Origin of the sequence: Microbulbifer sp. YPW1, assembly GCF_013367775.1 — a bacterium.
In the GTDB taxonomy this organism is placed as follows: domain Bacteria; phylum Pseudomonadota; class Gammaproteobacteria; order Pseudomonadales; family Cellvibrionaceae; genus Microbulbifer.
On sequence record NZ_CP055157.1, the window covers coordinates 174961 to 198359 of the forward strand.

Consider the following 23399-nt stretch of genomic DNA (forward strand, 5'->3'; position numbering starts at 1 on the left):
CCTACACAATGCAGTTTGAGAGGAAAGTCATATCCAGAGCGGTTAATTGTTAGACAAAACTAGCAATTATCATGCAACCCTTGAAAGCCGGTGACACAAATTGTCAGGCCAGCCTAGCGACGACCGATATTTTGCTTTCGTTTCTTTTGCTGGTCACAAAGCCACGAGGCAGATTGCCCAACCCATTGGATCAAATCTTCAGAAAAAGCTGAGCAGGTGATTTGCACATTCAGAAGATGCCCAGTTCACAGGCTACGGCAATGGCTCCTCGGGATCATTGGCTGGCGGATACTTATTCGCTATATTGGCATACCTGCCAGTGACCAGTGGCAAATTCCCTTTACTGGCCGGCACTTAAGAACAAAATTTAAACAAAGATAATACATTCGGTACTCATACTAACGGTCCCCCATGAGCAGCACTCCACTGAGCGGCCTGGCCAAGCGGCTGGTTTCTGACAATGCTATCGATGAGGCTACTGCCCAGTCGGCGATCAAGGCGGCCAAACGTGAGGGGCAGACCTTTGCCCAGCACGCGGTGGAGGCCAAACTGGTCAAGAGCCGAGATCTGGCCAATATCGCATCAACGGCATTTGGTAGCCCCCTGTTTGACCTTTCGAGCTACAACTTTGACCTCCTTCCCAAGGATGTTGTTGACGAAAAGTTGATCAGCAAGCACTTTGCGCTCCCTCTTTATAAGCGCGGCAACCGGCTTTTTGTCGCAGTAGCAGACCCCACCAATCTCGCAGGCCTGGACGAAATCAACTTCAACACCGGCCTGAACACCGATGCCATCCTGGTAGAAACGGACAAGCTGGCCAAAGCCATCGAAAGTTATCTTGCTAATAGTGGCGACATAGGCGGTGGCCTGGAAGGGTTGGACGATGAGGACCTGGACAGTCTGGATGTTGAGAGCGGGGAAAACCGGCAGGATGACGATAAGGACCCCGGAGGGGATGAGGCCCCAGTTGTACGTTTTGTAAACAAGGTGCTATTGGATGCGATCCGTACCGGGGCGTCCGACATACACTTTGAGCCCTATGAAAAGCTTTATCGGGTACGCCTGCGCACCGACGGCGTACTTCATGAAGTCGCCCGTCCACCCATCCAGTTGGCGACCCGGATCTCTGCCCGCTTGAAAGTTATGTCCAAAATGGACATTTCTGAGCGCCGGGTACCCCAGGACGGCCGTATCAAGATGAAGCTGTCCAAGACCAAGGCCATCGACTTCCGGGTAAACAGCCTCCCGACTCTTTGGGGAGAAAAGATCGTTCTGCGGATACTCGACCCCTCTTCTGCCAAGCTGGGCATCGATGCTCTCGGCTACGAAGAGAGCCAGAAAAAGATCTATATGGATGCTCTTGCGCAGCCGCAGGGCATGATCCTGGTGACCGGCCCTACCGGCTCCGGAAAAACCGTATCGCTATACACAGGCCTGAATATTCTGAACACCCCGGAGCGCAATATCTCCACGGCGGAAGACCCGGTAGAAATCAACCTGGAGGGTATTAATCAGGTAAACGTCTCCAACAAGGTGGGACTTAACTTCGCTGAGGCGCTGCGCTCCTTTCTGCGTCAGGACCCGGATATTGTGATGGTGGGGGAGATTCGGGACTTGGAAACGGCAGAAATCGCCATCAAGGCGGCACAGACCGGGCACCTTGTACTCTCTACCCTTCACACTAACTCGGCCCCGGAAACCCTGACGCGACTGATGAATATGGGGGTTCCGACTTTCAATATCGCGACGTCTGTCAGTGTCATTATCGCCCAGCGTCTTGCACGACGGCTCTGCGGCGAGTGCAAGAAGCCGGTAGAGTTACCCGAGGAGGTATTGAAGGAGGAGGGTTTCGATACGGTCACCATCCCCGAAAGCGAGTGGCATATATTCCAGCCCGTCGGTTGCGAGCACTGTTCGAAAGGCTACAAGGGGCGCGTCGGCGTGTATGAAGTGGTTCGCATCACCGACGGAATCTCGCGCATTATAATGGAGGGTGGCAACTCCATTGAGATTGCCGACCAGGCCAGGAAAGAAGGCTTCAACAACCTCCGTACTTCTGCGCTGCGGAAGGTAGTAATGGGGGTTACAAGCCTTGAGGAAGCTAACCGGGTAACGAAAGATTAAAGCGAGTAATTCGTCATCTAAGGCCTAAGCCAGTTACCACTACCACAGTCATAGAGCCGGACACCAAGGCTAGTCCGGAATGGCAACAGAACGAATAATAGAATTTAGTGCGTGGTCGAATTGACCTCGTTTCCAAGACCAACGGGAATCACACCATGGCCAAAGCCGCCACCGCAGTCGCTTATATTTATAAAGGCGTCGACGCCAAAGGCAATAAAGTTGAGGGTGAGATCAATAGTACCAACCCTGCGTTGATCAAGGCCCAGCTGCGCCGCCAGGGGATTATTGCCAACAGGGTACAAAAGAAGCCGAAGCCTTTGTTTGGTGGCAAGAAGAAAGTGAAGCCCGGCGATATTGCTATCTTCACCCGCCAAATGGCGACAATGATGCGGGCCGGTGTGCCGCTGGTGCAGAGCTTTGAAATTGTAGCCGATGGCCTGGACAACGAGGGGCTGAAAGAGCTCATTTTCAAAATCCGTGATGATGTCGCTTCCGGGACCGCCTTCGCCGACGCCCTGCGCAGGCACCCGCTCTACTTTGATGACTTGTTCTGTAACCTTGTCGCCTCGGGCGAGCAATCCGGGGCGCTGGAAACAATGCTCGATCGGATCGCAACCTACAAAGAAAAGACAGAGTCACTGAAGGCAAAAATCAAAAAGGCCATGACTTACCCTATTGCGGTGGTTGTGGTGGCGATTGTGGTAACGGCTATTCTACTCGTAAAAGTTGTGCCGCAATTCGCTGAGACTTTTTCCAGCTTTGGCGCTGATCTGCCAGCCTTCACGCTTTTCGTCCTGGGCCTTTCCGAGTGGATGCAGGCAAACTGGCTTATCGCTTTTGTAGCACTGGTAGTCGGAGTGGGTGGAACTCTCGAAGCGAAAAAGCGTAACAAGAAAGTCGCCAACTTCTTTGACAAGCTGATGCTGCGCCTGCCGATTATTGGGCAGATTACCTACAATTCGATTGCCGCTCGCTTCGCTCGAACGCTGTCAACAACCTTCGCCGCGGGCGTTCCTCTTATTGACGCACTGAAGTCCGTAGCCGGTGCAACCGGGAATGTAGTTTACGAAGTAGATACCCTCAAAATTCGTGATTCTGTTGCAACAGGTATCCCACTTAATGGCGCAATGCGAGCATCGGGTCTCTTCCCTACCATGCTGGTACAAATGGCCGCGATTGGTGAAGAGTCTGGCGCGCTGGACGAAATGCTGGCCAAGGCAGCGGACTTTTATGAAGAGGCTGTTGACAATATGGTCGACAACCTTACAACGCTGATGGAGCCCATGATCATGGCGGTCCTGGGTATTCTGGTTGGCGGCCTGATGATTGCCATGTACCTCCCCATCTTCCAACTCGGTCAGGTTGTCTAATACATAAGAATACTGAGAATGTCAGAATATCTAGTTACCCACCAAGCGCTGCTAATAAGCAGCGCTTTTATTTTAGGCCTGCTAATCGGCAGCTTCCTCAACGTAGTCATACACCGCCTGCCCATCATGATGGAGCGAGAATACCAGCGGGATTTCTACAGCTACTTTGAGAAAACACCCTCTGCCGAGGATCAAAAAGAGCTGGCACAGACCTACAACTTGATACTGCCCCACTCCCACTGCCCCAAGTGCGAGACGGTGATCAAGCCCTGGCAGAATATCCCCATCATTAGCTACCTGCTGCTGCGGGGAAAATGCGGTAACTGCGATGCGCCCATTTCCAAGCGCTACCCGCTGGTAGAACTGGCCACGGGCATTCTTACTGCCGTGGTGGTTTGGCAACTGGGCTTTACCTGGCAGGCGCTGGCGGGGGTGTTTTTTACCTGGGCGCTGGTGGCACTGACCGGGATTGATTTCGACAAGCAGCTGCTGCCGGACAATATTACCCTGCCTCTGTTGTGGGCGGGGCTACTGATCAATATCTGGGGCGTGTTTGCGCCGCTGCAGGATGCGGTGATCGGCGCTATTGCCGGATATCTGGCGCTATGGAGCGTGTTCCATATCTTCAAGCTGGTGACCGGCAAGGAAGGCATGGGGGCCGGTGATTTCAAGATTCTGGCGGCCATCGGTGCCTGGTTTGGCTGGCAAGTGCTGCCGCTGGTGATCCTGCTCTCAGCCGCGGTCGGCGCACTGGCAGGTATTCTGTGGACGCTGGTTTCCGGGCGTGACAAGAACCTGCCGATCGCTTTTGGCCCCTACCTGGCCGGCGCGGCCTGGATCGCCATGTTGTGGGGCGAGCAGATTATGGGCTGGTATTTCCGTGTTTCAGGGATGAGCAGCTAACGCCATGTTTACGGTCGGTCTCACCGGTGGTATCGGCAGCGGCAAATCCGCCGCTGCGGCGCGCTTTCGGTTTCACGGGGTCAATGTGGTGGACGCAGACCTCGCTGCGCGGGTGGTTGTGGAGCCCGGGCGCCCTGCCCTCACCGAGATCGCAAGGCATTTTGGCGAGGGGGCGATACAGGCAGACGGGTTTCTGGATCGGGCGGCTTTGCGCAGACTGGTGTTCGACAATCCGGCGGAGCGCCGCTGGCTGGAGCAGCTGACCCACCCGCTAATCCGGGAGGAGATTATCTCCTCGCTGGCGGCGAGCCCCGACACCCACGCAGCCCCCTATGCGATCCTGGAATCTCCCCTGCTGGTGGAATCCGGCCAGTCGGCCCTGGTACAGCGGGTCTGTGTGGTGGACCTCCCGGAGCTACTGCAGCTGGAGCGGGCCAGTGCGCGGGACGGAAATAGTCCCGAGCAGATCCGCAAGATTATGGCCGCACAGCTGCCCCGGGCGGAGCGGTGTGCAAAGGCGGACGATATTCTGGATAATAGTGGCTCCCTGGCGGAGCTGGAGGCGCAGGTGGACACCCTGCACCAGATGTATATCAAGCTCGCCGCACAAGCCTGAAAGTTGTATTTATCATGTCTGACTGCCCATCCGTTGCCTGCCCCACCTGCAAGAAGCCCATCGAGTGGAGCCCCGAGAATCCACATCGACCGTTCTGTTGTGAGCGGTGCAAATTGATTGATCTTGGGGAATGGGCCAGCGAGGGCCACAAGATTCCGGGACAGCCAGTATATGATGATGTGCTGAGTGACGACCTGGATCCCACCAAGACGCGACACTGATCCAGTACCGGCCCGACGCTAGTCTGCGAGCCACATTCTCGCGGTCAATCCCCAGCGAGATGTCATGCCCGATGTCACGGTACTGACCTCGCCCTGCCGATTGACGATAGCAATGGTCGGGGTAACCCGCAGGCCCCAGCGATTGCTGAGCGCACCGCTGGGATCGTTGATTGTGGGGAAATTGAGTCCATGCTTTTGCTGGTAAGCGGCCACTTCCTCTGGACTGCCCGACTGCAGGGCAACTGAGATCACCTGGTAACCGTCCGATAGATCCGAGACTGCGGGTGACACCATCCGGCAGAAACCACACCAGGTTGCCCAGAAGTAGATCAGTACCGGCCCCTCTTCCGTCATGGCCTGCAAATCGATGAACTGGCCATCAATCGTCTGCTGCAACAGTTGCGGGGCCTGCCCCTTGGGCATATTGCGACTGTGATACCAGGAGACCGCACTAACGACCAGGACAGCGAGCAACAAAAACTTCGCCAGCGACCAGGCCGCGCTTCGCAGCTTCCCCCACAGGTTAATCGAATGCGCGCTTTGCCTGTTCATCGTGTGCGCTCATATTCGAGCTTTTCCAGCGCCACTACTTCTATCTCCTCCTGCACATAGCGCCACTGCAGATTGAAGCCGCACAGTTCCATCCCGTAAATACGCTCGGGATCCGGCTGCTGATAGGCCGGCTTGGGGTCCTGTGCCAGTACTTGCCGGATAAGCGCCACAAGATCCGTACCCAGGTTATCCCGATATGCCTGTGCGCGCTCCAAAATGAATTCAGGAATATGCACGGCTGCCTGTTGCGGAGGCTGCTCTGCAAGCTGGCTACTGGCTGAGGGGACGCTGTCTGCATAAGGGATATAGGGTTTGATATCCAGGATTGGGGTGCCGTCCAGCAGGTCTGCCCCGGCAACGATGAGCTCAACCTTCGGATGCGTACGCACTTCGATCAGGCGCACCACGGAAAGGCCGATATTGTTGGGCCTGAAAGGAGAGCGGGTGGCGAACACACCGAGCTTTTTATTGCCCCCCAGCCGCGGCGGACGCACCTTGGGGGACCACTGGCCAGCGACCTGGTGAAACTGCCAGGTAAGCCATAGGTGGGTGTGCTGATCCAGGCCCGCTACGGCATCGGGATCGTTGAACGGTGCCAGTAATTCGATGGCAGCCCGGCTGGCATCCGCCAGCAACGGCTGCCGGGGGATGCCAAATTTTTCCGAAAAGCAGGAGTGAGTGGTCGCAATCGGGACAATATTCAACTGCGCGTCCACTTCGGTATTCGCCGGTGCGTTCAAATCCCACCCATGCACAGGTATTTTATTTCGAGATAATCGTCGATGCCGTACATGGAACCTTCGCGGCCGGTCCCCGATTCCTTGATGCCGCCGAAGGGGGCCATTTCGTTGGAGATGATTCCTTCATTGATGCCGACCATGCCATATTCCAGGCCTTCCGCCACCCGCCAGATACGGCCGATATCGCGGGAGTAAAAGTATGATGCCAGGCCAAACTCGGTATCGTTGGCCATGCGGATCACTTCTTCCTCACTGGAGAATTTGTACAGAGGGGCGACCGGGCCGAATATCTCTTCCTTGAAGAGTTTCATGGTGTCGTCCACACCGGTCAGCACTGTGGGGGTATAGAAGCACTCACCCATGTCACTGGGGCCACCGTCATTCAGGTTTTTTGCCCCTTTGCTGACTGCATCTTCCACCAGCGCCTTGACGTCTTCCACGGCACCGGCATTGATCATGGGGCCGACTTCCACGCCCTCTTCCGCGCCGTTGCCCATTTGCAGCGCATTGACCGCGTCGGTGAATTTTTTCGCGAAGGCATCGTAGACACCTTCCTGAACAAAGATGCGGTTGGCGCACACGCAGGTCTGCCCGGCGTTGCGGTATTTGCAGATAATCGCACCTTTCACCGCTTCATCCAGGTCTGCGTCGTCAAACACGATAAACGGCGCATTGCCGCCGAGCTCCATGGAGGTTTTCTTGATGGTGCTGGCGCACTGGGCCTGCAGCTGCTTGCCCACGGCGGTTGAGCCGGTAAAGGTGAATTTGCGCACCAGCGGGTTGCCGGTCATCTCGGCACCGATATCCCGCGAGCTTTTGCCAACCACCACATTGAATACGCCTTTGGGCACGCCGGCCTGCTCCGCCAGCACAGCCAGGGCCAGGGCGGACAGCGGGGTTTCCGATGCGGGCTTGGACACAAAGGTACAGCCGGTGGCCAGCGCGGGTGCCACTTTGCGCGCGATCATGGCACTGGGGAAGTTCCAGGGAGTGATAGAGGCGGTGACGCCCACCGGCTGTTTGACGACGACGATGCGCTTGTCTTTGCTCGGAGGCGCGATGACGTCGCCGTATACGCGCTTGGCTTCCTCGCTGAACCATTCGAGGTAATTGGCGCCGTAGGTGATTTCGGTACGCGCTTCGGAGAGCGGCTTGCCCTGCTCGGCGGTGAGGATTGCGGCCAGGTCGTCGACGTTGTCGATAATCAGGTTGTACCAGTCCCGCAGGATCTTGGCGCGCTCTTTGACGGTGAGATCTCGCCAGGCAGGCCAGGCGGCGTTGGCGGCTTCGATTGCACGACGGGTCTCGTCGGCACCGCAGCTGGCAATGGTGGCGACCACTTCGCCATTTGCGGGATTGGTAACGTCCAGGGTATTGCCGGAATCCGCATCAGACCACTGGCCATTGATATAGGACTGTTTGCGCAGCAGGTCGGGATTTTTAAGGTTAAGCATTATTTGGGTCCTTGCCTTTTAGTTGCCGGCGAGCTCCGTGGCAGCGCAGCTGGCTGGGGCAACCTTGCCAGACACGCCGTGAACCCATCCCTGGGGGCTCGGCTGCGGCCGTCCTGGCCGCAGACGGTCTGGCAAGGTTGCCCCAGCCAACTGCACCTTCAATTCGAAGTTCAGTTAACCGGCAAGTTTAGCTTTGCGCCGAATTTATCGCCTTTACCTAAAGGGTATTGCGGCGCCCCGTGCCTATTTCAACCAGAGGTTTAACCGCGCGTTTACTTTTTCTTCTTCACAAACTTCATCAGGCGGCGTTTCTTGGCTTTCTGGCGATCGCTGAGCTTGTTCTTCTTGCCCGCATAGGGGTTATCGCCAGTACGGAATTCGATCTTCACCGGCGTACCGTGCAGGTCCAGCGCCTTGCGGTAGGTCTTTTCCAGGTAGCGCACGTAGTGATTCGGCACCTGTGCGGTCTGGTTGCCGTGGATCACGATTACCGGCGGATTCTGGCCGCCGGCGTGGGCGTAGCGCAGTTTAATGCGGTGACCGTTGACCAGCGGCGGCTGGTGCTCACTTACCGCCCACTGCAGGATACGAGTGAGGTGGTTGGTGGAGAGCTTGTCGGTAGCGGACTGGTAGGCGTCCTCGATGGACTTGTACAGGTTACCGACGCCGGTGCCGTGCAGTGCGGAGATAAAGTGAATATCTGCAAAGTCCACAAAGCGCAGGCGGCGCTCCAGTTCGGTTTTGACAAAGTCGCGGTGGTCCGGGTCGAGACCGTCCCATTTGTTCAGCGCCACTACCAGCGCGCGGCCCGCCTGGATGACACTGCCCATCAGGTGCATGTCCTGGTCCACCAGGCCTTCACTGGCGTCGATCACCAGTACGACGACGTTGGCATCTTCCACTGCTTGCAGGGTTTTGACGATGGAGAACTTCTCCACCGATTCCTTGACGTTCTTGCGTCGACGGATGCCCGCGGTATCGATAATGGTGTACGGCTTTTCGTCGCGGGTGTAGTTGATATACACGCTGTCGCGGGTGGTTCCCGGTTGGTCGAACACTACCACGCGGTCTTCCCCCAGCAGGCGGTTAACCAGGGTGGACTTGCCCACGTTGGGGCGGCCGACGATACCGATCTTGATACCGGTCGCTTCTTCCTGCTCTTCTTCCGCTTCCGGCTCGGGCAGCCCCTGCACGAGGCGCTCCATCAGTGTGCGCACACCGCGGCCGTGGGTAGCGGTGGTGGGGAACAGCTCGCCGATACCGAGTTCGTAAAACGGCGCCAGGGCGATATCCGGGTTTACCCCGTCTACCTTGTTGGCCACCAGCAGTGTGGGTTTGGAGCGGGTGCGCAGGCGCTCGGCGATCATATCGTCCGCCGGGGTCAGGCCAGCGCGACAATCCACCAGGAACAGCACGAAATCCGCCTCTTCGATGGCCTGCATGGACTGCTGGGCCATGGCGGCATCGATGCCTTCTTCGTCACCGCTGATACCACCGGTGTCCACCAGGATCATCTTGTGGCCCTCGAACTCCGCTTCACCGTATTTGCGGTCGCGGGTGAGGCCGGCGTAGTTGGCCACGAGGGCATCACGGCTTTTGGTAAGCCGGTTGAACAGGGTGGATTTACCCACATTGGGGCGCCCTACCAGGGCAATTACAGGCAACATAATCGGATCTACTCAGGGCAAAACAGTTTTGCCAGAAATACGAACGCCCGCAGGAGTGCGGGCGGTTCAGGTTCGCCTGCCAGGCAGGCGCCTAAAGCGGGCCCGAAGGCCCGCCAGATATCGGTGGATCAGCGCTGCAGACGCAGTGCAACCAGCTCGCCGTCATCGGACAGCGCAAACAGCAGGTCACCATCGGCCAGCAGCGGGATGCGCACCGGATCGCGGTCGATACGGGTACGACCCACGAAGCGACCGCTGGAGGGATCCAGGGCATGCAGGTAACCGTCGAGGTCGCCCACGACCACTACGTCACCAAAATAGGCCGGGCCGCTCAGCTGTCGACGCAGCAGCTCGCTGTTAGTCCACTGAATTTGCCCATTACCCACATTGTAGGCGTGGACACTGCCATCGGCGCCGCTCAGGAAAACCTGGCCCGCACCCACGGCGACTCCGTGGTTGGTTGAGGCGTCGCGCGCCCAGAGACCGCGGCCATCTTCCCGCGACAGGGCCACCGCGCGCCCCTGATAGCTGGCGGCGAAGACCAGGTCACCGCGCACCAGCGGCGTGCCGTCGATATCCACTACCCGGTCCAGTTCCGCAGAGCCCTGTGGAATCGCTACACGCTGCTCCCAGCGGGTAATACCGTCGGCGGCACTGAGGGCAATCAGCTTGCCGTTATCCAGGCCCGCAAAAACCACACCCGCAGAAATTACCGGGCTGGCGGTACCGCGCAGAGTCAGTACCGGCAGTACCGTATTGTGGCGCCAGCGCTGCTCGCCGGTACTGGCATCCAGGCCCAGCAGTTTGCCGTCAACGGTCTGCACTACCACCATGCCGGATCCTACCGCGGGGGTTGCAACGACCTCGCCACTAAGCTGGGTTGACCAGCGCTGGCTGCCATCATTCAGGTCCAGGGCAACTATACGGCCGCGGTAATCCGCGACCACTGCGATACCGAGGCCGACACCGACACCGCCGCCGATGGACTGGTCGATATCCACTTTCCACAGGCGTTTGCCGCTGGCGCGATCAAAGGCGTAAACATCGCCATCGCTGTTGGCGGCGATCACCTTGCCGTCAATGATGCCCGGCTTGAGCATGGCATAGCGCAGGGCGTCGATATCGCCGATATTCTGCGACCAGACTTCGCGCAGCTGTACGCTTTCGCTGATTTCCGTCAGCTCCAAGGGATCTGTGTCTTCCTTTTCATCGTTGGAAGCACAGGCACTGATCACCGCGGCCAGTGCCACAGCTGCAATCCGGTTAAGCGTCTTGCCCGCTCCTGTGCGCACGCCCATGTAAGTCCCTATCATTGCGCGTCCTTCTCTGTTTCTGCTTCAGTGTCTTCCGCTGCAGGTTCGTCCTGTGCATTTTCTTCGTCAGCCTGAGGTGCTTCGCCAAGGCCTTCAATTTTCAGGTCCAGCAGGCGGGAACCGGCGGCCTGTTCCGGCAGCAGCTGCGCGCGCGCTTCCTGGTAGGCGGCGCGGGCGGCGTCTTTATCACCCTGCTGAACCAGGATATCGCCGCGGGTTTCGGCGTAGAGTGCAGCGAAAGCCGGCGGTACGTCGCCTTTCAGCAGCGCCAGCGCTTCATTGGTTTCACCGCGGGCGGCCTTGACGGAGGCCAGGCGGCGCTTGGCAACCAGCGTCAGCGCGTCGTCACTGCTGTTATCCACAACCCACTGCAGTTCTTTGGCTGCGGCTTCCAGGTCGTTTTTCTCTACGGCCAGCGCCGCCAACTGCAGGGAGGCCTGAGCGGCGTAGATACGCTTGGCGTAGTCGTCTTTCAGCTCGCGCGCCAGGGATTGGGCGGTCGTCAGCTGCTTGTTGTCCGGTTTGCCTTCATTGGCAGAAACCGCTTCGACAAAACCCTGGTAGACATTGGAGGCCGCTTCAGCGTCGCTGCGCTCCTTGCCCTGCCACCACTGCCAGCCAAAATACGCGGCCAGTGCCAGCACAATACCGGTGACGATGCCGGAACCATTTTCTTTCCACCAACGTTTGATCGTTTCAATCTGTTCTTCTTCGGTCAAATGGTCAGCCATTTCTTATTCGCCTTATTCTTAAATCCAATTCGTAAATTCAGTCGTGCAATGCGTTTCTGTGCTTCAGGCCTGAAGGACTTTTGCCAGCTCCGCCAGGGCAACCGTCTGCTGCTCTGCGTCGGCGCGCAGGGATTTAACGGTCACCTGCCCTGCCGCGGCCTCGTCTTCGCCGATGATCAACGCGAAATCCGCATTGCTCTTGTCGGCCTTCTTCATCTGGCTCTTGAAGCTGCCACCGCCGCAGTGCGTCTGCAACCGCAACCAGGGCAGCTCGCTGCGCAATTGCTCCGCTGCCGCCAGGGCCGCGGATTGTACATCACCCACTGCGACCAGATAGGCGTCGACCTGCTGATCCAGGGTGTCCGGCAGTACTTCCAGAGTTTCCAGCAACAGTACCAGGCGCTCGACACCGAGACCAAAGCCCACCGCCGGGGTGGGTTTACCGCCCATCTGTTCAACGAGGCCGTCGTAACGGCCGCCGGCACACACGGTGCCCTGGGCGCCGAGACTATCGGTCACCCATTCAAAAACGGTCTTGCCATAGTAGTCGAGGCCTCGCACCAGGCGCGGATTTACCTCGTAGGCTACACCGGCTGCGTCCAGAAATGCCCGCAGCTGGTCAAAGTGCGCACGGGATTCCTCGTCGAGGAAGTCCAGTAGACAAGGCGCCTCTGCCAGCAGTTCCTGAGTCTGGGCATTTTTGCTGTCGAGAATACGCAGCGGGTTGCGTTCCAGGCGACGCTGGCTGTCTTCATCCAGCTGATCCTTGCGCGCAGACAGGTATTCCACCAGGGCATCGCGGTAGGCCGCGCGGCTTTCGCTGTTACCCAGGGAGTTCAGCTGCAGGGAGACATGCTCGGCAACGCCCAGTTGCTTCCAGATGCGTGCGGTCATCATCAGGATCTCGGCATCGATGTCCGGTCCCTCGATACCAAACACCTCCACACCAAACTGGTGGAACTGACGCAGGCGGCCTTTCTGCGGCCGTTCGTAGCGGAACATGGGGCCGAAGTACCACAGGCGCTGGGGCTGGATCAGCAGGTTGTTCTGGATCGCTGCGCGCACGGTGCCCGCGGTGCCCTCCGGACGCAGGGTAACGCTGTCGCCACTCTTGTCGTCGAAGGTGTACATTTCCTTTTCGACGATATCGGTGGCCTCACCCACTGCGCGGGCGAACAGCTGAGTCGCCTCCAGCATCGGGGTGCGAATTTCGCTGTAGCCGTAGCGGGCAAAGAGTTCGCTGAGGGTGCTTTCCACGTATTGCCACACGGGGGATTGGGTGGGCAAGAGATCGTTCATGCCGCGGATGGCGCGAAGTTGTTTCAACGGTCGTCCTTAATAGCTGTTACATCGTGGTACCGGCAAATACCGGCATCTCGAGTTATTCGATGGTTTCTTTGGCGATAATCTGGGCTTCCTGCGCTTCTTTGGCCGCGGCTTTTTCGCGGATCAGCTGCTCCAGATCATTCACCAGATTGTCATTCTTGAATTTGCGGTCCGGCTGACCGTCCACGTAAATCGCGTGGCTCGGGGTCCCGCCGGCGAGGCCGATATCCGCCTCTTTCGCCTCGCCCGGGCCGTTCACGATACAGCCGATCACCGCCACATCCAGCGGCGTGGTGATATCTTCCAGGCGGGCTTCCAGCTCGTTCATGGTTTTCACCACATCGAAGTTCTGGCGTGAACAGCTGGGGCAGGCAATAAAATTGATGCCCTTGGTGCGCAGGCGCAGGCTCTTGAGCAGATCCCAGCCCACTTTCACCTCTTCCACCGGATCTGCGGCGAGGGACACCCGCAGGGTGTCGCCGATACCGTCCAGCAGCAATGCGCCGAGGCCGATGGCCGATTTAACGGTTCCGGAGCGCAGACCACCGGCTTCGGTGATCCCCAGGTGCAGCGGCTGTTCGATCTGGGTCGCCAGCTTGCGGTAAGCGGCGGTCGCCATAAATATATCCGACGCCTTCACGCTGACCTTGAAGTCCTGGAAGTTGAGGCTGTCGAGAATGTCCACATGGCGCAGGGCGGACTCCACCAGAGCGTCCGGGGTGGGCTCGCCGTACTTTTTCTGCAGGTCCTTTTCCAGGGAACCGGCATTCACGCCGATTCGAATCGGGATATTCAGGTCCCGCGCCTTGTCCACCACCGCACGGATGCGTTTCTCGCGGCCGATATTGCCGGGATTGATACGCAGGCAATCCACGCCCAGGTCCGCCACTCGCAGCGCAATGCGGTAGTCGAAGTGAATATCGGCCACCAGCGGCACGTTCACCTGCTTTTTGATCTCGCCAAAGGCTTCCGCAGCGTCCATGGACGGCACGGAAACCCGCACAATATCGGCACCTGCCCGCTCCAGCCGCTGGATCTGGTCCACGGTGGCGGCCACGTCGCAAGTCTCGGTGTTGGTCATGCTCTGCACCGAGATGGGGGCACCACCGCCGACCGGCACATTGCCCACCATGATCTGGCGCGAGACGCGGCGAACTATGGGTGACTCGAATTGCATAGAGAGAACCTGCGTTGGCTATTAAGCGGGTTGATACCGATGGTCAAAAACGGGGAGGATTATAGAGAGATTGGGCGCAAACCTACAGAGGCTGCGCCCATGGAAGAGAATCGCAAAATGGCGCTATCAGCCGCCCACGGTAAGCTTGCGGGTGCGGCGGTTGCCCAGGGGCGCGCTATCGACCACTTCCCCGGCGTAGCTGACGGTCGTCGCCGCCGCATTGCCCAGCATCAGGCTGAACGGGGCCTGCCCCTCGAGCTCGACAGTGGAGCCGGCTGGCTGAAGCTTGGCCAGCAGCTTGTTGCCCGCAGCATCCGTGACTTCCACCCAGGATTCCTCGCTGAAGGAGATCTCCAGCACAGCGCTGGATACGGCACCGACCGGGACCTCATCGACCATGCTCGACGTTTCCTGCTGAACCGCGGGCTCTTCCACCGCAGCCACTGGCTCGGGAACCGGCGCTGCAACGGGCTGCGCAGCCATTTCTGGTACTGCCGGCTCCTCGACAGCCCCTTCTACCTCGGCGTCTTCACTCGCCAGGTCAGCGACATCCGCCAGCTGCACGTCGGTTTCCGGCACCACCTCTTCCGCGGCGACGTCCGTATCTGCACCGGCTACAGACAATGTCTGCGCATCCAGCGCACTGTCAGACTCCGCCATATCCTGAGCGATATCATCCACTTCGGTAGTAGCGGCGGGCTGTTCAACTACCTCCTGGGATGCCTGGGTCGCGACCGCTGGCGCCGGCATGGCACCGTCGTTACCGCGCATTTCGAACCACCAGTAGCCACCGGCAACAGCAATAGCCGCCACCAGTAGCATTGGACCAGACATGGACGCCCCGCTTCCGGAAACACTGCCGCCCATGACGGAACCCTTGGGAGGCTGGGCCACGCGCGGCGCTTCAGCCGGGACCTGGCGCACAAATGCTTCCAGCGCAGCGGTTTCGTCCACCCGCAGCTCTTTACAGACATTGCGGATGTAGCCGCGGATATAGGTGGCGCCGGGGAAAGCGTCAAACGCATCCCGCTCCAGCGCTTCGAGATTTTCTGTGGTCATGCACAGGCGGCGAGCCAGCTCTTCGCTGGTCAGCCCCGCCTGCTCGCGGGCCGCGGTCAACAGGGTGCCGACGGACGCCGCGGTACTTTCTGCGTTCTGGGTTTCTTCCTGTTCGGGCATCGGATTACTGCTGCTCATTTTCGGCCATCATCTGCTGGTATTTCAGGGTCTCCGCCGAGTACGGAAAGAGATTCTTCAGCGCCAGGGCGTAGCTCCTTTCCTTGTCCCGATTGCCAAAGATTTTTTCGATGCGGATTCCCAGCCACAGGGACTGCGGAATCTGCCGATTCTTTTCGCTGAATCGGTCCAGGTAATGTTTGGCCTGGGTGTAATCCTGCTTTTCAAACTTCAGCTCAGCCAGCTCCAGCAGCGCGACAGGCAGATCGGAACTGAGCGCCAGCGCCCTCTTGAATGCGCTCTCAGCGCCATCCAGGTTGTGCAACCTCAGCTCCGCGCGACCGAGGTTGGCCAGGGCGTAGGAACGGCGGTTGTATGTCAGGTCTTCGGAGGCAACGAGAAACTGGTCGCGGGCCTCCTGATAGCGCTCCTGCTGATACAGGAATGCACCGTAGTTCACCCGCGCCATGGAGAAATTCCGGTCGTAGCGCAGGGCTTTCTTGAAGTGGGATTCGGCTACAGGGATCTCGCCATCGGCCTGATATAGCAATGCGAGACCGTGATGGGCCTGGGGATCTTTCTTACCCAGTCTCAGGGCTTCCTGGAAGTGATGACGGGCCATCTCGCGATTGTCGCCACCGCTCTGCAGGTAGCGCAGCCCCAGCTGTACGTGGGTTTCACGGGCCTTGTCGAGATCGACCTGTCTGCCACCGGGACCGGTGGTTACACACCCTCCCAGCAGCACAACGAGTAACCCGGCAACGATGGCCGGATTGGAAATTCTTGCTAACACGAGCCTCACCTTGTAGTTATCGGGTGCGTACTACCAGCGCACGCCGGGTCCGTTCGGCGAAGCGAGATGCAAAGATCAGACCTGGTTCAGGATTTTCACCGGGCGTTCGGCGTTGCGGTAGCGCTCCGAACGACGGGTGCGGTCATTCACCTGACCGGCCAACTGACCACAGGCCGCAGCGATATCGTCGCCCCGGGTGGTACGCACGGTTACGGTATAGCCTTTGTCCAACAAAATCTGTTGAAAACGTCGCAATGCGTTGTTGCTGACCCGTTGATAATCGGACAGCTCAAACGGATTGAAGGGTATCAGATTTATCTTTACTGGCACATCGCGCAGCAATTCCGCCAGCTGTTCCGCGTGTTCCGGGCGGTCGTTCACCTCCCGGATCATGGTGTACTCGATGGTCATCTTGCGATGATTGTCCGGCATGTTCTCGATATAGCGCTTGGCGCTGTCGAGCAGCATGGCGATGGGGTACTTTTTGTTGATCGGCACCAGCACGTTGCGCAGCTCATCGTTGGGCGCGTGCAGGGAAATAGCCAGGCTCACATCGGTCACCTCTGCCAGGCGATCCAGGGCCGGCACCACACCGGAAGTACTCAGAGTCACCCGACGCTTGGAAATGCCATAGGCATTGTCTTCCATCATCAGGTTCATGGAGTCGACCACATTGTCGAAGTTGAGCAGGGGTTCGCCCATGCCCATCATCACCACATTGGTCACCTTGCGCGGACCGTTGGGCTGCAGTTGCCCGAAGGACTTACACGCAATCCACACCTGGCCGATAATCTCGGCCGCAGTCAGGTCCCGGTTGAAGCCCTGCTTGCCGGTGGCACAGAAGCTGCAGTCCAGGGAGCAGCCTACCTGTGAAGAAACACACAGGGTGCCGCGGTCGCCATCGGGAATGTAGACGGTTTCGATCACATTGCCGCCGGATACCTCGATCAGCCACTTGCGGGTGCCGTCGGAGGAGTCCATCTGCTTCAGGACCTTGGGGGCGCGGACTTCGGCGATTTCACCCAGCTTGGCACGCATGGCCTTGCTGACATTGGTCATCTGCTCGAAATCGTCCACACCATTCTGGTGGATCCACTTGAGCACCTGCACAGCGCGGAAGCGCTTCTCGCCCAGACCGGCAAAAAAGTCCGTGAGCTTGTCGACGGACAGCCCCAGCAGGTTCACTTTTTCGGTCTGTACAGTTTCAGGTTGTACAGTCTGTACGTCGCTCATGGATTCACCTTGCACCGGCTTCGATGCGGAATAGAGTGCGTTGTAGGATCCTGCCCGGCAGGGCAGGATCCTACGGGATTAATTGCAGAACAGTCGCAATTAACGTGCGCAGATTTCTTCAGCAGAGAAGAAGTAGTTCACTTCGCGCTCGGCAGAAGCTGCAGAGTCAGAACCGTGTACGGCGTTGGCGTCGATGCTGTCGGCGAAGTCTGCACGGATAGTGCCAGCGTCTGCTTCTTTCGGGTTGGTAGCGCCCATCAGGTCGCGGTTAGCCAGAATGGCGTTTTCGCCTTCCAGAACCTGTACAACAACCGGACCGGAAGTCATGAACTCAACCAGATCCTTGAAGAACGGACGCTCTTTGTGCTCAGCGTAGAAGCCTTCGGCTTTTTCCTGAGACAGCTGAACCATTTTCATCGCAACGATGCGCAGGCCGGCTTTCTCGAAGCGGCTCTCGATTTCACCGATAACATTCTTGGCAACGGCGTCCGGCTTGATGATGGACAGGGTACGTTCCTGGGCCATGGTTTTCTCCATTTCTAGGTTTTGCAAAAATTTGTCTTAAGACAGATACGAAAAGAGCAACTTCCGTTGCTCTTCCCTGAATTCTCTCAACGCGCGAACTGTCGATTAATTAACCAGCACAGGTCGCGGAGCGCGGATTATACGCGTAGTCGAGTGAAGTTTGTACTGTAGATGAGACTATTCGTTCTCTTCGATCCACGCGGCCTGAATGGCCTCCAGGATCTTTTCCCCGCAGCGATCGGGGTCGTCGTCGAATCCGGGTAAATCCACCACCCACTGGCGCAGATCAACGAAGTTGACCCGCAGTGGGTCCACTTCCGGATGAGCGTCACAGAGTTCGATGGCAATATCGTGAATATCCGTCCACTTCATGGGTGCATCCTCTTGTTCTCAGGCCGGCCCAGACCGGCCAGACCAGACTGGTTAGTGGCGCTCGGACACCTGGTTGATGGTGTACTTGGGAATCTCAACTACCAGATCCTCCTCATCGACCACCGCCTGGCAGGAGAGACGTGACTCAGGCTCCAGGCCCCAGGCCTTATCCAGCAGGTCTTCTTCCAGCTCGTCCGGCTCCCCGAGGGAATCGAAGCCCTCGCGCACAATCACATGGCAAGTGGTACAGGCACAGGATTTCTCGCACGCGTGCTCGATCTCCACCCCGTGCTGAAGCGCGGCATCGCAAACCGTGACACCCGGCTCCACTTCGATGACCTTGCCCTCCGGACACAATTCTTCGTGGGGCAGGAAAACAATCTTCGGCATACTCTCTTCTCTCAGTCGGCGACCGCCCTCAGGGGGTGTCGAATGGCCCCTCAGGGCTTGTCGAATGGCCCCTCAGGGCTTGTCGAATTCATCCAGGCTGTGGCCCTGCATGGCGCGCTTGATGGATTTGTCCATACGGCGCGCAGCAAAAGGCTCGGACAAAGTGTTCAGCTCGTCGATACGGCTGCGGATCTCTTCCGCCGTGCCGCCATTGTGGGCCAGACGCAGCGCTTCCATCGCCCGCTCCAGCTCGCCCAACTCGTGCTCGCTTAGCAGTTCCGCGCCATTTTCCTGCAGGGCCACCAGCATGGCCTCCAGGGTGCGCTCCGCTTCCACCTGAGCCTCGCGCAGCGCGCGCGCGGCGATATCCTCTTCGGCATTGGCGTAGGAATCCTGCAGCATGCGGGTGATATCGGAATCCCCGAGGCCGTAGGACGGCTTGACGGTAATTTCCGCCTGCACGCCGCTACTCTTTTCCAGCGCGGTGACCGACAGCAACCCGTCAGCATCCACCTGGAAGGTCACACGAATGTGGGCGGCACCGGCCACCATGGGCGGAATACCACGCAACTCGAAGCGCGCCAGGGATCGACAATCCTGCACCAGCTCGCGCTCGCCCTGCACCACGTGAATGGCCATGGCTGTCTGGCCGTCCTTGAAGGTGGTGAACTCCTGGGCCTTGGCCACGGGAATGGTGGTATTGCGATGGATCAGCTTCTCGGTCAGGCCACCCATGGTCTCGATACCCAGAGACAACGGAATGACATCCAGTAACAGCAGGTCCTCACGGGACTTGTTGCCCACCAGCACGTCCGCCTGCAGGGCCGCACCGATGGCGACAACCTGATCCGGGTCAATATCCGCGTGGGGCTCGCGATCGAAGAACGCCTGCACCTTTTCGCGCACTCGCAGGGTTCTGGTGGAACCGCCCACCAGCACCACTTCGGCAACCTCTTCCGCCGTCAGGTCCGCATCGCGCAGGGCCCGCTTGCAGGCGCGCAGGGTCTTGGCAATCAGCGGATCCAGCAGTTCGGCAAGCTTTTCCCGGCTCAGCTCACCGGACCAGTCCCCGTAACTGACCGGCACCACAGCTTCACTCGCCAGCGCCTCTTTGGCGGCACAGGCAGTATCCAGTAAATTACGCTGGGCTGCAGCATCGTGGTCGGTGCCCAGCCCCGCCTGCACGGCGATCCACTCGGCGATCGCGCGGTCGAAATCGTCTCCACCGAGGGCGCTGTCGCCACCGGTAGACAATACCTCAAACACACCCTTGGACAGGCGCAGGATGGAAATATCAAAGGTGCCACCGCCGAGGTCGTACACGGCAATGGTCTTATCCGCCACATCACCACCGTCATCCGGCTGGTCCAGCCCGTAGGCCACGGCCGCAGCGGTGGGCTCGTTCAGCAAACGCAATACTTTCAGACCCGCCAGCTTGGCGGCGTCCTTGGTGGCCTGGCGCTGGGCCTCATCGAAATACGCAGGTACGGTAATTACCGCACCGTCCAGTGGGCCGCCCAGGGAGTCAGCACCGCGCTGTGCCAGCACCTTCAAGATTTCCGCGGAAACCTGCACCGGATTCACCGCACCGGCGACCGTTTCAATCAGCGGCATGCCGCCGCTACCCTCTGCAGACGGATCAGCAAAGTGGTACGGCAGTTGATCGCCAAAGTTTTTGATATCCGCGAGACCGCGGCCCATAAACCGTTTGATCGAAATCAGGGTGTTGTAGGGGTCTTCACCGGCGGCGGCACGCGCCCCGTACCCTACTTCCACACCGGCTTCGGTGTAGCGTACCGCGGACGGCAGAATCACCCGCCCATCTTCAGCGGGCAGCGATTCTGCAGCGCCACTGCGCACGGTCGCTACCAGTGAATTGGTGGTACCAAGGTCGATACCCACTGCGCGCTTGCGCTGGTGGGGTTCGGGGGTCTGGCCGGGTTCGGATATCTGCAGTAATGCCATAGTGCTAACAACTAATTCGGTTCAGTCCAGTAAATCTTCTTCGAGCTCTTCAATCTGCCGCTGCAATTTGGCGAGAAACTGGAGTTTGAGTAACGCGCCTTTCGCCTCTTCCAGGGCATTGCCCTGCAGAGCCGTGGAGAAAGCCACTTCTTGAGCCTTGAATAGCTGGCTCGCCTCACTGCCCAGGTCTTCCAGCTCCCCTTCGGGATCGGCAGCGCTGCGCACGTCTTCGAGACGTTCGCGCAGGATCATCTGCTGCATCAGGAACTCACCATCGGCGGTAGTCTGCTCGGGGTTGATTTCCACCCCGGCCAGCTGCAGAAGATACGCGGCGCGGGCCACCGGATCCTTGAGGGTGTTGTTCGCCTCATTGATCTGTGCGGCATATTGCATGGACAGCATCTGCTCGCGCTCGGACTTTGCTGCAAACCGGTCCGGATGGAACTCCTGCTGCAGCTCGCGATAACGCTTGGCCAGCGCCTGCCGATCTACTGCGTAGTCGACGGGCAGACCAAAAATTTCAAAGTGATTTTGTTGCAGTTCCATAGTGGTCCAATAACAAAAAGGCCGGCATGCACCAGGCATCCGGCCGTCTGCTGCCCGAAAGCCCCGGTGTTAAACGTGGAAGCTTTCGCCGCAACCGCACTCGTTTTTTACATTGGGGTTTTTGAATGCAAACCCCTCGTTCAGGCCTTCTTTCACGAAGTCCAGTTCGGTGCCATCCAGGTAGGCGAGACTTTTCGGATCTACCACCAGCTTGACGCCGCCCGCTTCGAAGACTTCGTCTTCCGCCTCGGCGTGATCGACAAATTCCAGTACGTAGGCCATACCGGAGCAGCCGGCGGTCTTTACGCCGACGCGAATACCGATCCCCTTACCGCGGCTGGCCAATTGCTTGGCAACGTGGGCCTGGGCCGATTCGGTCATGGTAATTGCCATGTCGATTGCTACTCCTTACCGATCTTCACTCTTACCGGTATTCACTGTGCTGAGCAGTCTGCTCAGCCCGCTGCTTCTTCGGTTTTTTCACCGCGCTTTTCGCGAATGTTATTTACCGCTGCCTTGATCGCATCTTCCGCGAGTACAGAACAGTGAATTTTTACCGGCGGCAGCGCCAGTTCTTCGGCAATCTCGGTGTTCTTGATCTGCGCCGCTTCATCCAGGCTCTTGCCTTTGACCCATTCGGTCAACAGGGAGCTGGAAGCGATGGCGGAGCCGCAGCCGTAGGTTTTGAACTTGGCATCTTCAATAATACCGTCGTCGTTCACCTGAATCTGCAGACGCATTACGTCACCACAAGCGGGAGCGCCGACCATGCCGGTACCCACATTTTCCGCTTTGTCGTCGAGGCGACCAACATTGCGGGGATGTTCATAGTGGTCAATTACTTTATCGCTATAGGCCATGACAATACCCTCTCAAAATTCTCGATTTCTGCGCAGTCGCGTTAGTGTGCCGCCCACTCGATGGTGCTGAGATCAACACCATCCTTGTACATGTCCCACAGAGGCGACAGTTCGCGAAGTTTTTCCACTGCCTGTCTTACTTCTTTGGCAGCTGTATCCACGTCCTGTTCCGTGGTGAAACGACCGAAGCTGAAGCGCAGGGAACTGTGCGCCAGCTCGTCGTTCACACCCAGTGCGCGCAACACATAGCTGGGCTCCAGGCTGGCAGAGGTACACGCGGAACCGGAGGAGATTGCCAGGTCTTTCAGAGACATGATCAGGCTCTCCCCTTCCACGAAGGCGAAGCTCACATTGAGGTTACCGGGCACACGCTGCTCAACAGAACCGTTGATGTGCACCTCTTCCATATCGCTGATCTGACTCCAGAAGCGATCACGCAGAGCCAGCAGGCGCTTGGCCTCTGCGGCCATTTCTTCCTTGGCGATACGGAAAGCTTCCCCCATACCAACGATCTGATGGGTGGGCAGGGTGCCGGAACGCATACCGCGCTCGTGACCGCCACCGTGCATCTGCGCTTCAATACGTACGCGCGGCTTGCGACGCACATACAGGGCGCCGACACCCTTGGGGCCGTAAATCTTGTGGGCGGAGAAGGACATCAGGTCCACTTTCATTTCCGCCAGGTCGATATCGATCTTGCCGGCACTCTGGGCGGCATCCACGTGGAAAATGATCTTGCGCTCGCGGCACAGCTCACCGATAGCGGCGATATCATTGATTACGCCGATTTCGTTATTCACGTGCATCAGGCTCACGAGGATGGTGTCATCGCGCAGCGCTTCGGCCACCTGCTCCGGATAGACGATGCCGTCTTCCTTCGGGTTCAGGTAGGTTACTTCAAAGCCTTCGCGCTCCAGCTGGCGGCAGGTGTCGAGCACGGCTTTGTGCTCGATCTTGGACGTGATGATGTGCTTGCCGCGGCCCTGGTAGAAGTGCGCTGCACCCTTGATGGCCAGGTTGTCTGACTCGGTTGCACCGCTGGTCCAGACAATCTCGCGGGGGTCGGCATTGACCAGTTCCGCCACCTGGCGACGGGCATCTTCCACCGCTTCTTCCGCTTTCCAGCCAAACAGGTGGGAGCGGGAAGCCGGGTTACCGAAGTTGCCCTCCATGGTCATCTGCTCCGCCATCTTACTGGCGACACGCGGGTCTACCGGGCAGGTTGCCGAATAATCCAGGTAAATGGGAAGCTTCATAATCTTTGGTCTCCACTCGCCGACTTCATATCGGCGCCATACTGCTTTCGCGGGTTGCGCTCAAATTTCCATTGGCCAGGCCGCTTGCC

At 58.5% G+C, this 23399-nt stretch carries 24 protein-coding genes; 5 read left to right on the forward strand and 19 right to left on the reverse strand.

Features of this window, described 5'->3' with window-relative positions:
• The first annotated feature begins 411 nt into the window (after positions 1-411).
• The 5 genes from pilB to yacG all read left to right on the forward strand — a co-directional run bounded on the left by pilB (position 412) and on the right by yacG (position 5234).
• A complete protein-coding gene (gene pilB / locus HUW35_RS00825; protein WP_181253844.1) occupies positions 412-2124 on the forward strand; it encodes a type IV-A pilus assembly ATPase PilB in 1713 nt (570 codons plus the stop codon).
• 155 nt (positions 2125-2279) lie between these two features.
• Entirely contained in the window at positions 2280-3494 is a 1215-nt protein-coding gene (locus HUW35_RS00830; RefSeq protein ID WP_181253845.1) for a type II secretion system F family protein, read from the forward strand.
• A gap of 18 nt (positions 3495-3512) precedes the next feature.
• Positions 3513-4397: an A24 family peptidase gene (locus HUW35_RS00835; protein WP_181253846.1), complete on the forward strand. Its 885-nt coding sequence runs from the start codon at positions 3513-3515 to the stop codon at positions 4395-4397.
• A gap of 4 nt (positions 4398-4401) precedes the next feature.
• Positions 4402-5013, forward strand: coding sequence for a dephospho-CoA kinase (gene coaE / locus HUW35_RS00840; protein WP_181253847.1), 612 nt, complete (start codon positions 4402-4404; stop codon positions 5011-5013).
• Positions 5014-5027: 14 nt separating this feature from the next.
• Entirely contained in the window at positions 5028-5234 is a 207-nt protein-coding gene (gene yacG, locus HUW35_RS00845) for a DNA gyrase inhibitor YacG (protein ID WP_181253848.1), read from the forward strand.
• A gap of 18 nt (positions 5235-5252) precedes the next feature.
• On the opposite strand, the gene HUW35_RS00850 is transcribed toward yacG, so the two are convergent.
• The 19 genes from HUW35_RS00850 to HUW35_RS00940 all read right to left on the reverse strand — a co-directional run bounded on the left by HUW35_RS00850 (position 5253) and on the right by HUW35_RS00940 (position 23310).
• A complete protein-coding gene (locus HUW35_RS00850) occupies positions 5253-5786 on the reverse strand; it encodes a protein disulfide oxidoreductase (RefSeq protein WP_181253849.1) in 534 nt (177 codons plus the stop codon).
• Complete coding sequence (gene tsaA, locus HUW35_RS00855; RefSeq protein WP_255463402.1) at positions 5783-6526, reverse strand: tRNA (N6-threonylcarbamoyladenosine(37)-N6)-methyltransferase TrmO; 744 nt, start codon at positions 6524-6526, stop codon at positions 5783-5785. Before tsaA ends, HUW35_RS00850 begins: the two co-directional genes overlap by 4 nt.
• Complete coding sequence (locus tag HUW35_RS00860; RefSeq protein ID WP_181253850.1) at positions 6523-7980, reverse strand: NAD-dependent succinate-semialdehyde dehydrogenase; 1458 nt, start codon at positions 7978-7980, stop codon at positions 6523-6525. The genes tsaA and HUW35_RS00860 overlap by 4 nt, the downstream gene beginning before the upstream one ends.
• Positions 7981-8252: 272 nt before the next feature.
• Positions 8253-9647 (reverse strand): ribosome biogenesis GTPase Der, encoded by a 1395-nt coding sequence (gene der, locus HUW35_RS00865; protein ID WP_181253851.1) that lies wholly within the window; start codon positions 9645-9647, stop codon positions 8253-8255.
• A gap of 128 nt (positions 9648-9775) precedes the next feature.
• Complete coding sequence (bamB, locus tag HUW35_RS00870) at positions 9776-10960, reverse strand: outer membrane protein assembly factor BamB (RefSeq protein WP_181253852.1); 1185 nt, start codon at positions 10958-10960, stop codon at positions 9776-9778.
• Complete coding sequence (locus HUW35_RS00875) at positions 10957-11691, reverse strand: tetratricopeptide repeat protein (RefSeq protein ID WP_181253853.1); 735 nt, start codon at positions 11689-11691, stop codon at positions 10957-10959. Before HUW35_RS00875 ends, bamB begins: the two co-directional genes overlap by 4 nt.
• Positions 11692-11754: 63 nt before the next feature.
• On the reverse strand, positions 11755-13017 hold the full coding sequence (hisS, locus tag HUW35_RS00880) for a histidine--tRNA ligase (protein WP_181253854.1): 1263 nt from the start codon (positions 13015-13017) through the stop codon (positions 11755-11757).
• A 55-nt stretch (positions 13018-13072) separates the two neighbouring features.
• Positions 13073-14194 (reverse strand): flavodoxin-dependent (E)-4-hydroxy-3-methylbut-2-enyl-diphosphate synthase, encoded by a 1122-nt coding sequence (gene ispG / locus HUW35_RS00885; RefSeq protein ID WP_181253855.1) that lies wholly within the window; start codon positions 14192-14194, stop codon positions 13073-13075.
• Between the two features lie 126 nt (positions 14195-14320).
• On the reverse strand, positions 14321-15391 hold the full coding sequence (locus HUW35_RS00890) for a RodZ domain-containing protein (RefSeq protein WP_181253856.1): 1071 nt from the start codon (positions 15389-15391) through the stop codon (positions 14321-14323).
• On the reverse strand, positions 15378-16163 hold the full coding sequence (gene pilW, locus HUW35_RS00895) for a type IV pilus biogenesis/stability protein PilW (RefSeq protein ID WP_181253857.1): 786 nt from the start codon (positions 16161-16163) through the stop codon (positions 15378-15380). Before pilW ends, HUW35_RS00890 begins: the two co-directional genes overlap by 14 nt.
• 75 nt (positions 16164-16238) lie before the next feature.
• Positions 16239-17396 carry a 23S rRNA (adenine(2503)-C(2))-methyltransferase RlmN gene (gene rlmN / locus HUW35_RS00900; protein ID WP_181253858.1) on the reverse strand — a complete coding sequence of 386 codons (1158 nt, stop codon included), beginning with the start codon at positions 17394-17396 and terminating at the stop codon, positions 16239-16241.
• A 99-nt stretch (positions 17397-17495) separates the two neighbouring features.
• Positions 17496-17921, reverse strand: a complete 426-nt coding sequence (gene ndk, locus HUW35_RS00905) for a nucleoside-diphosphate kinase (RefSeq protein WP_181253859.1) — start codon at positions 17919-17921, stop codon at positions 17496-17498.
• Positions 17922-18098: 177 nt separating this feature from the next.
• On the reverse strand, positions 18099-18293 hold the full coding sequence (gene iscX, locus HUW35_RS00910; RefSeq protein WP_181253860.1) for a Fe-S cluster assembly protein IscX: 195 nt from the start codon (positions 18291-18293) through the stop codon (positions 18099-18101).
• Between the two features lie 51 nt (positions 18294-18344).
• Complete coding sequence (fdx, locus tag HUW35_RS00915) at positions 18345-18683, reverse strand: ISC system 2Fe-2S type ferredoxin (RefSeq protein ID WP_078084208.1); 339 nt, start codon at positions 18681-18683, stop codon at positions 18345-18347.
• Positions 18684-18755: 72 nt separating this feature from the next.
• Positions 18756-20648, reverse strand: coding sequence for a Fe-S protein assembly chaperone HscA (hscA, locus tag HUW35_RS00920; protein ID WP_181253861.1), 1893 nt, complete (start codon positions 20646-20648; stop codon positions 18756-18758).
• A 21-nt stretch (positions 20649-20669) separates the two neighbouring features.
• Positions 20670-21194 carry a Fe-S protein assembly co-chaperone HscB gene (gene hscB, locus HUW35_RS00925; protein ID WP_255463403.1) on the reverse strand — a complete coding sequence of 175 codons (525 nt, stop codon included), beginning with the start codon at positions 21192-21194 and terminating at the stop codon, positions 20670-20672.
• Positions 21195-21263: 69 nt separating this feature from the next.
• Positions 21264-21587: an iron-sulfur cluster assembly protein IscA gene (gene iscA / locus HUW35_RS00930; protein WP_181253862.1), complete on the reverse strand. Its 324-nt coding sequence runs from the start codon at positions 21585-21587 to the stop codon at positions 21264-21266.
• Between the two features lie 62 nt (positions 21588-21649).
• Positions 21650-22054, reverse strand: a complete 405-nt coding sequence (iscU, locus tag HUW35_RS00935; RefSeq protein ID WP_181253863.1) for a Fe-S cluster assembly scaffold IscU — start codon at positions 22052-22054, stop codon at positions 21650-21652.
• A gap of 41 nt (positions 22055-22095) precedes the next feature.
• Entirely contained in the window at positions 22096-23310 is a 1215-nt protein-coding gene (locus tag HUW35_RS00940; RefSeq protein ID WP_181253864.1) for an IscS subfamily cysteine desulfurase, read from the reverse strand.
• Positions 23311-23399 lie beyond the last annotated feature (89 nt).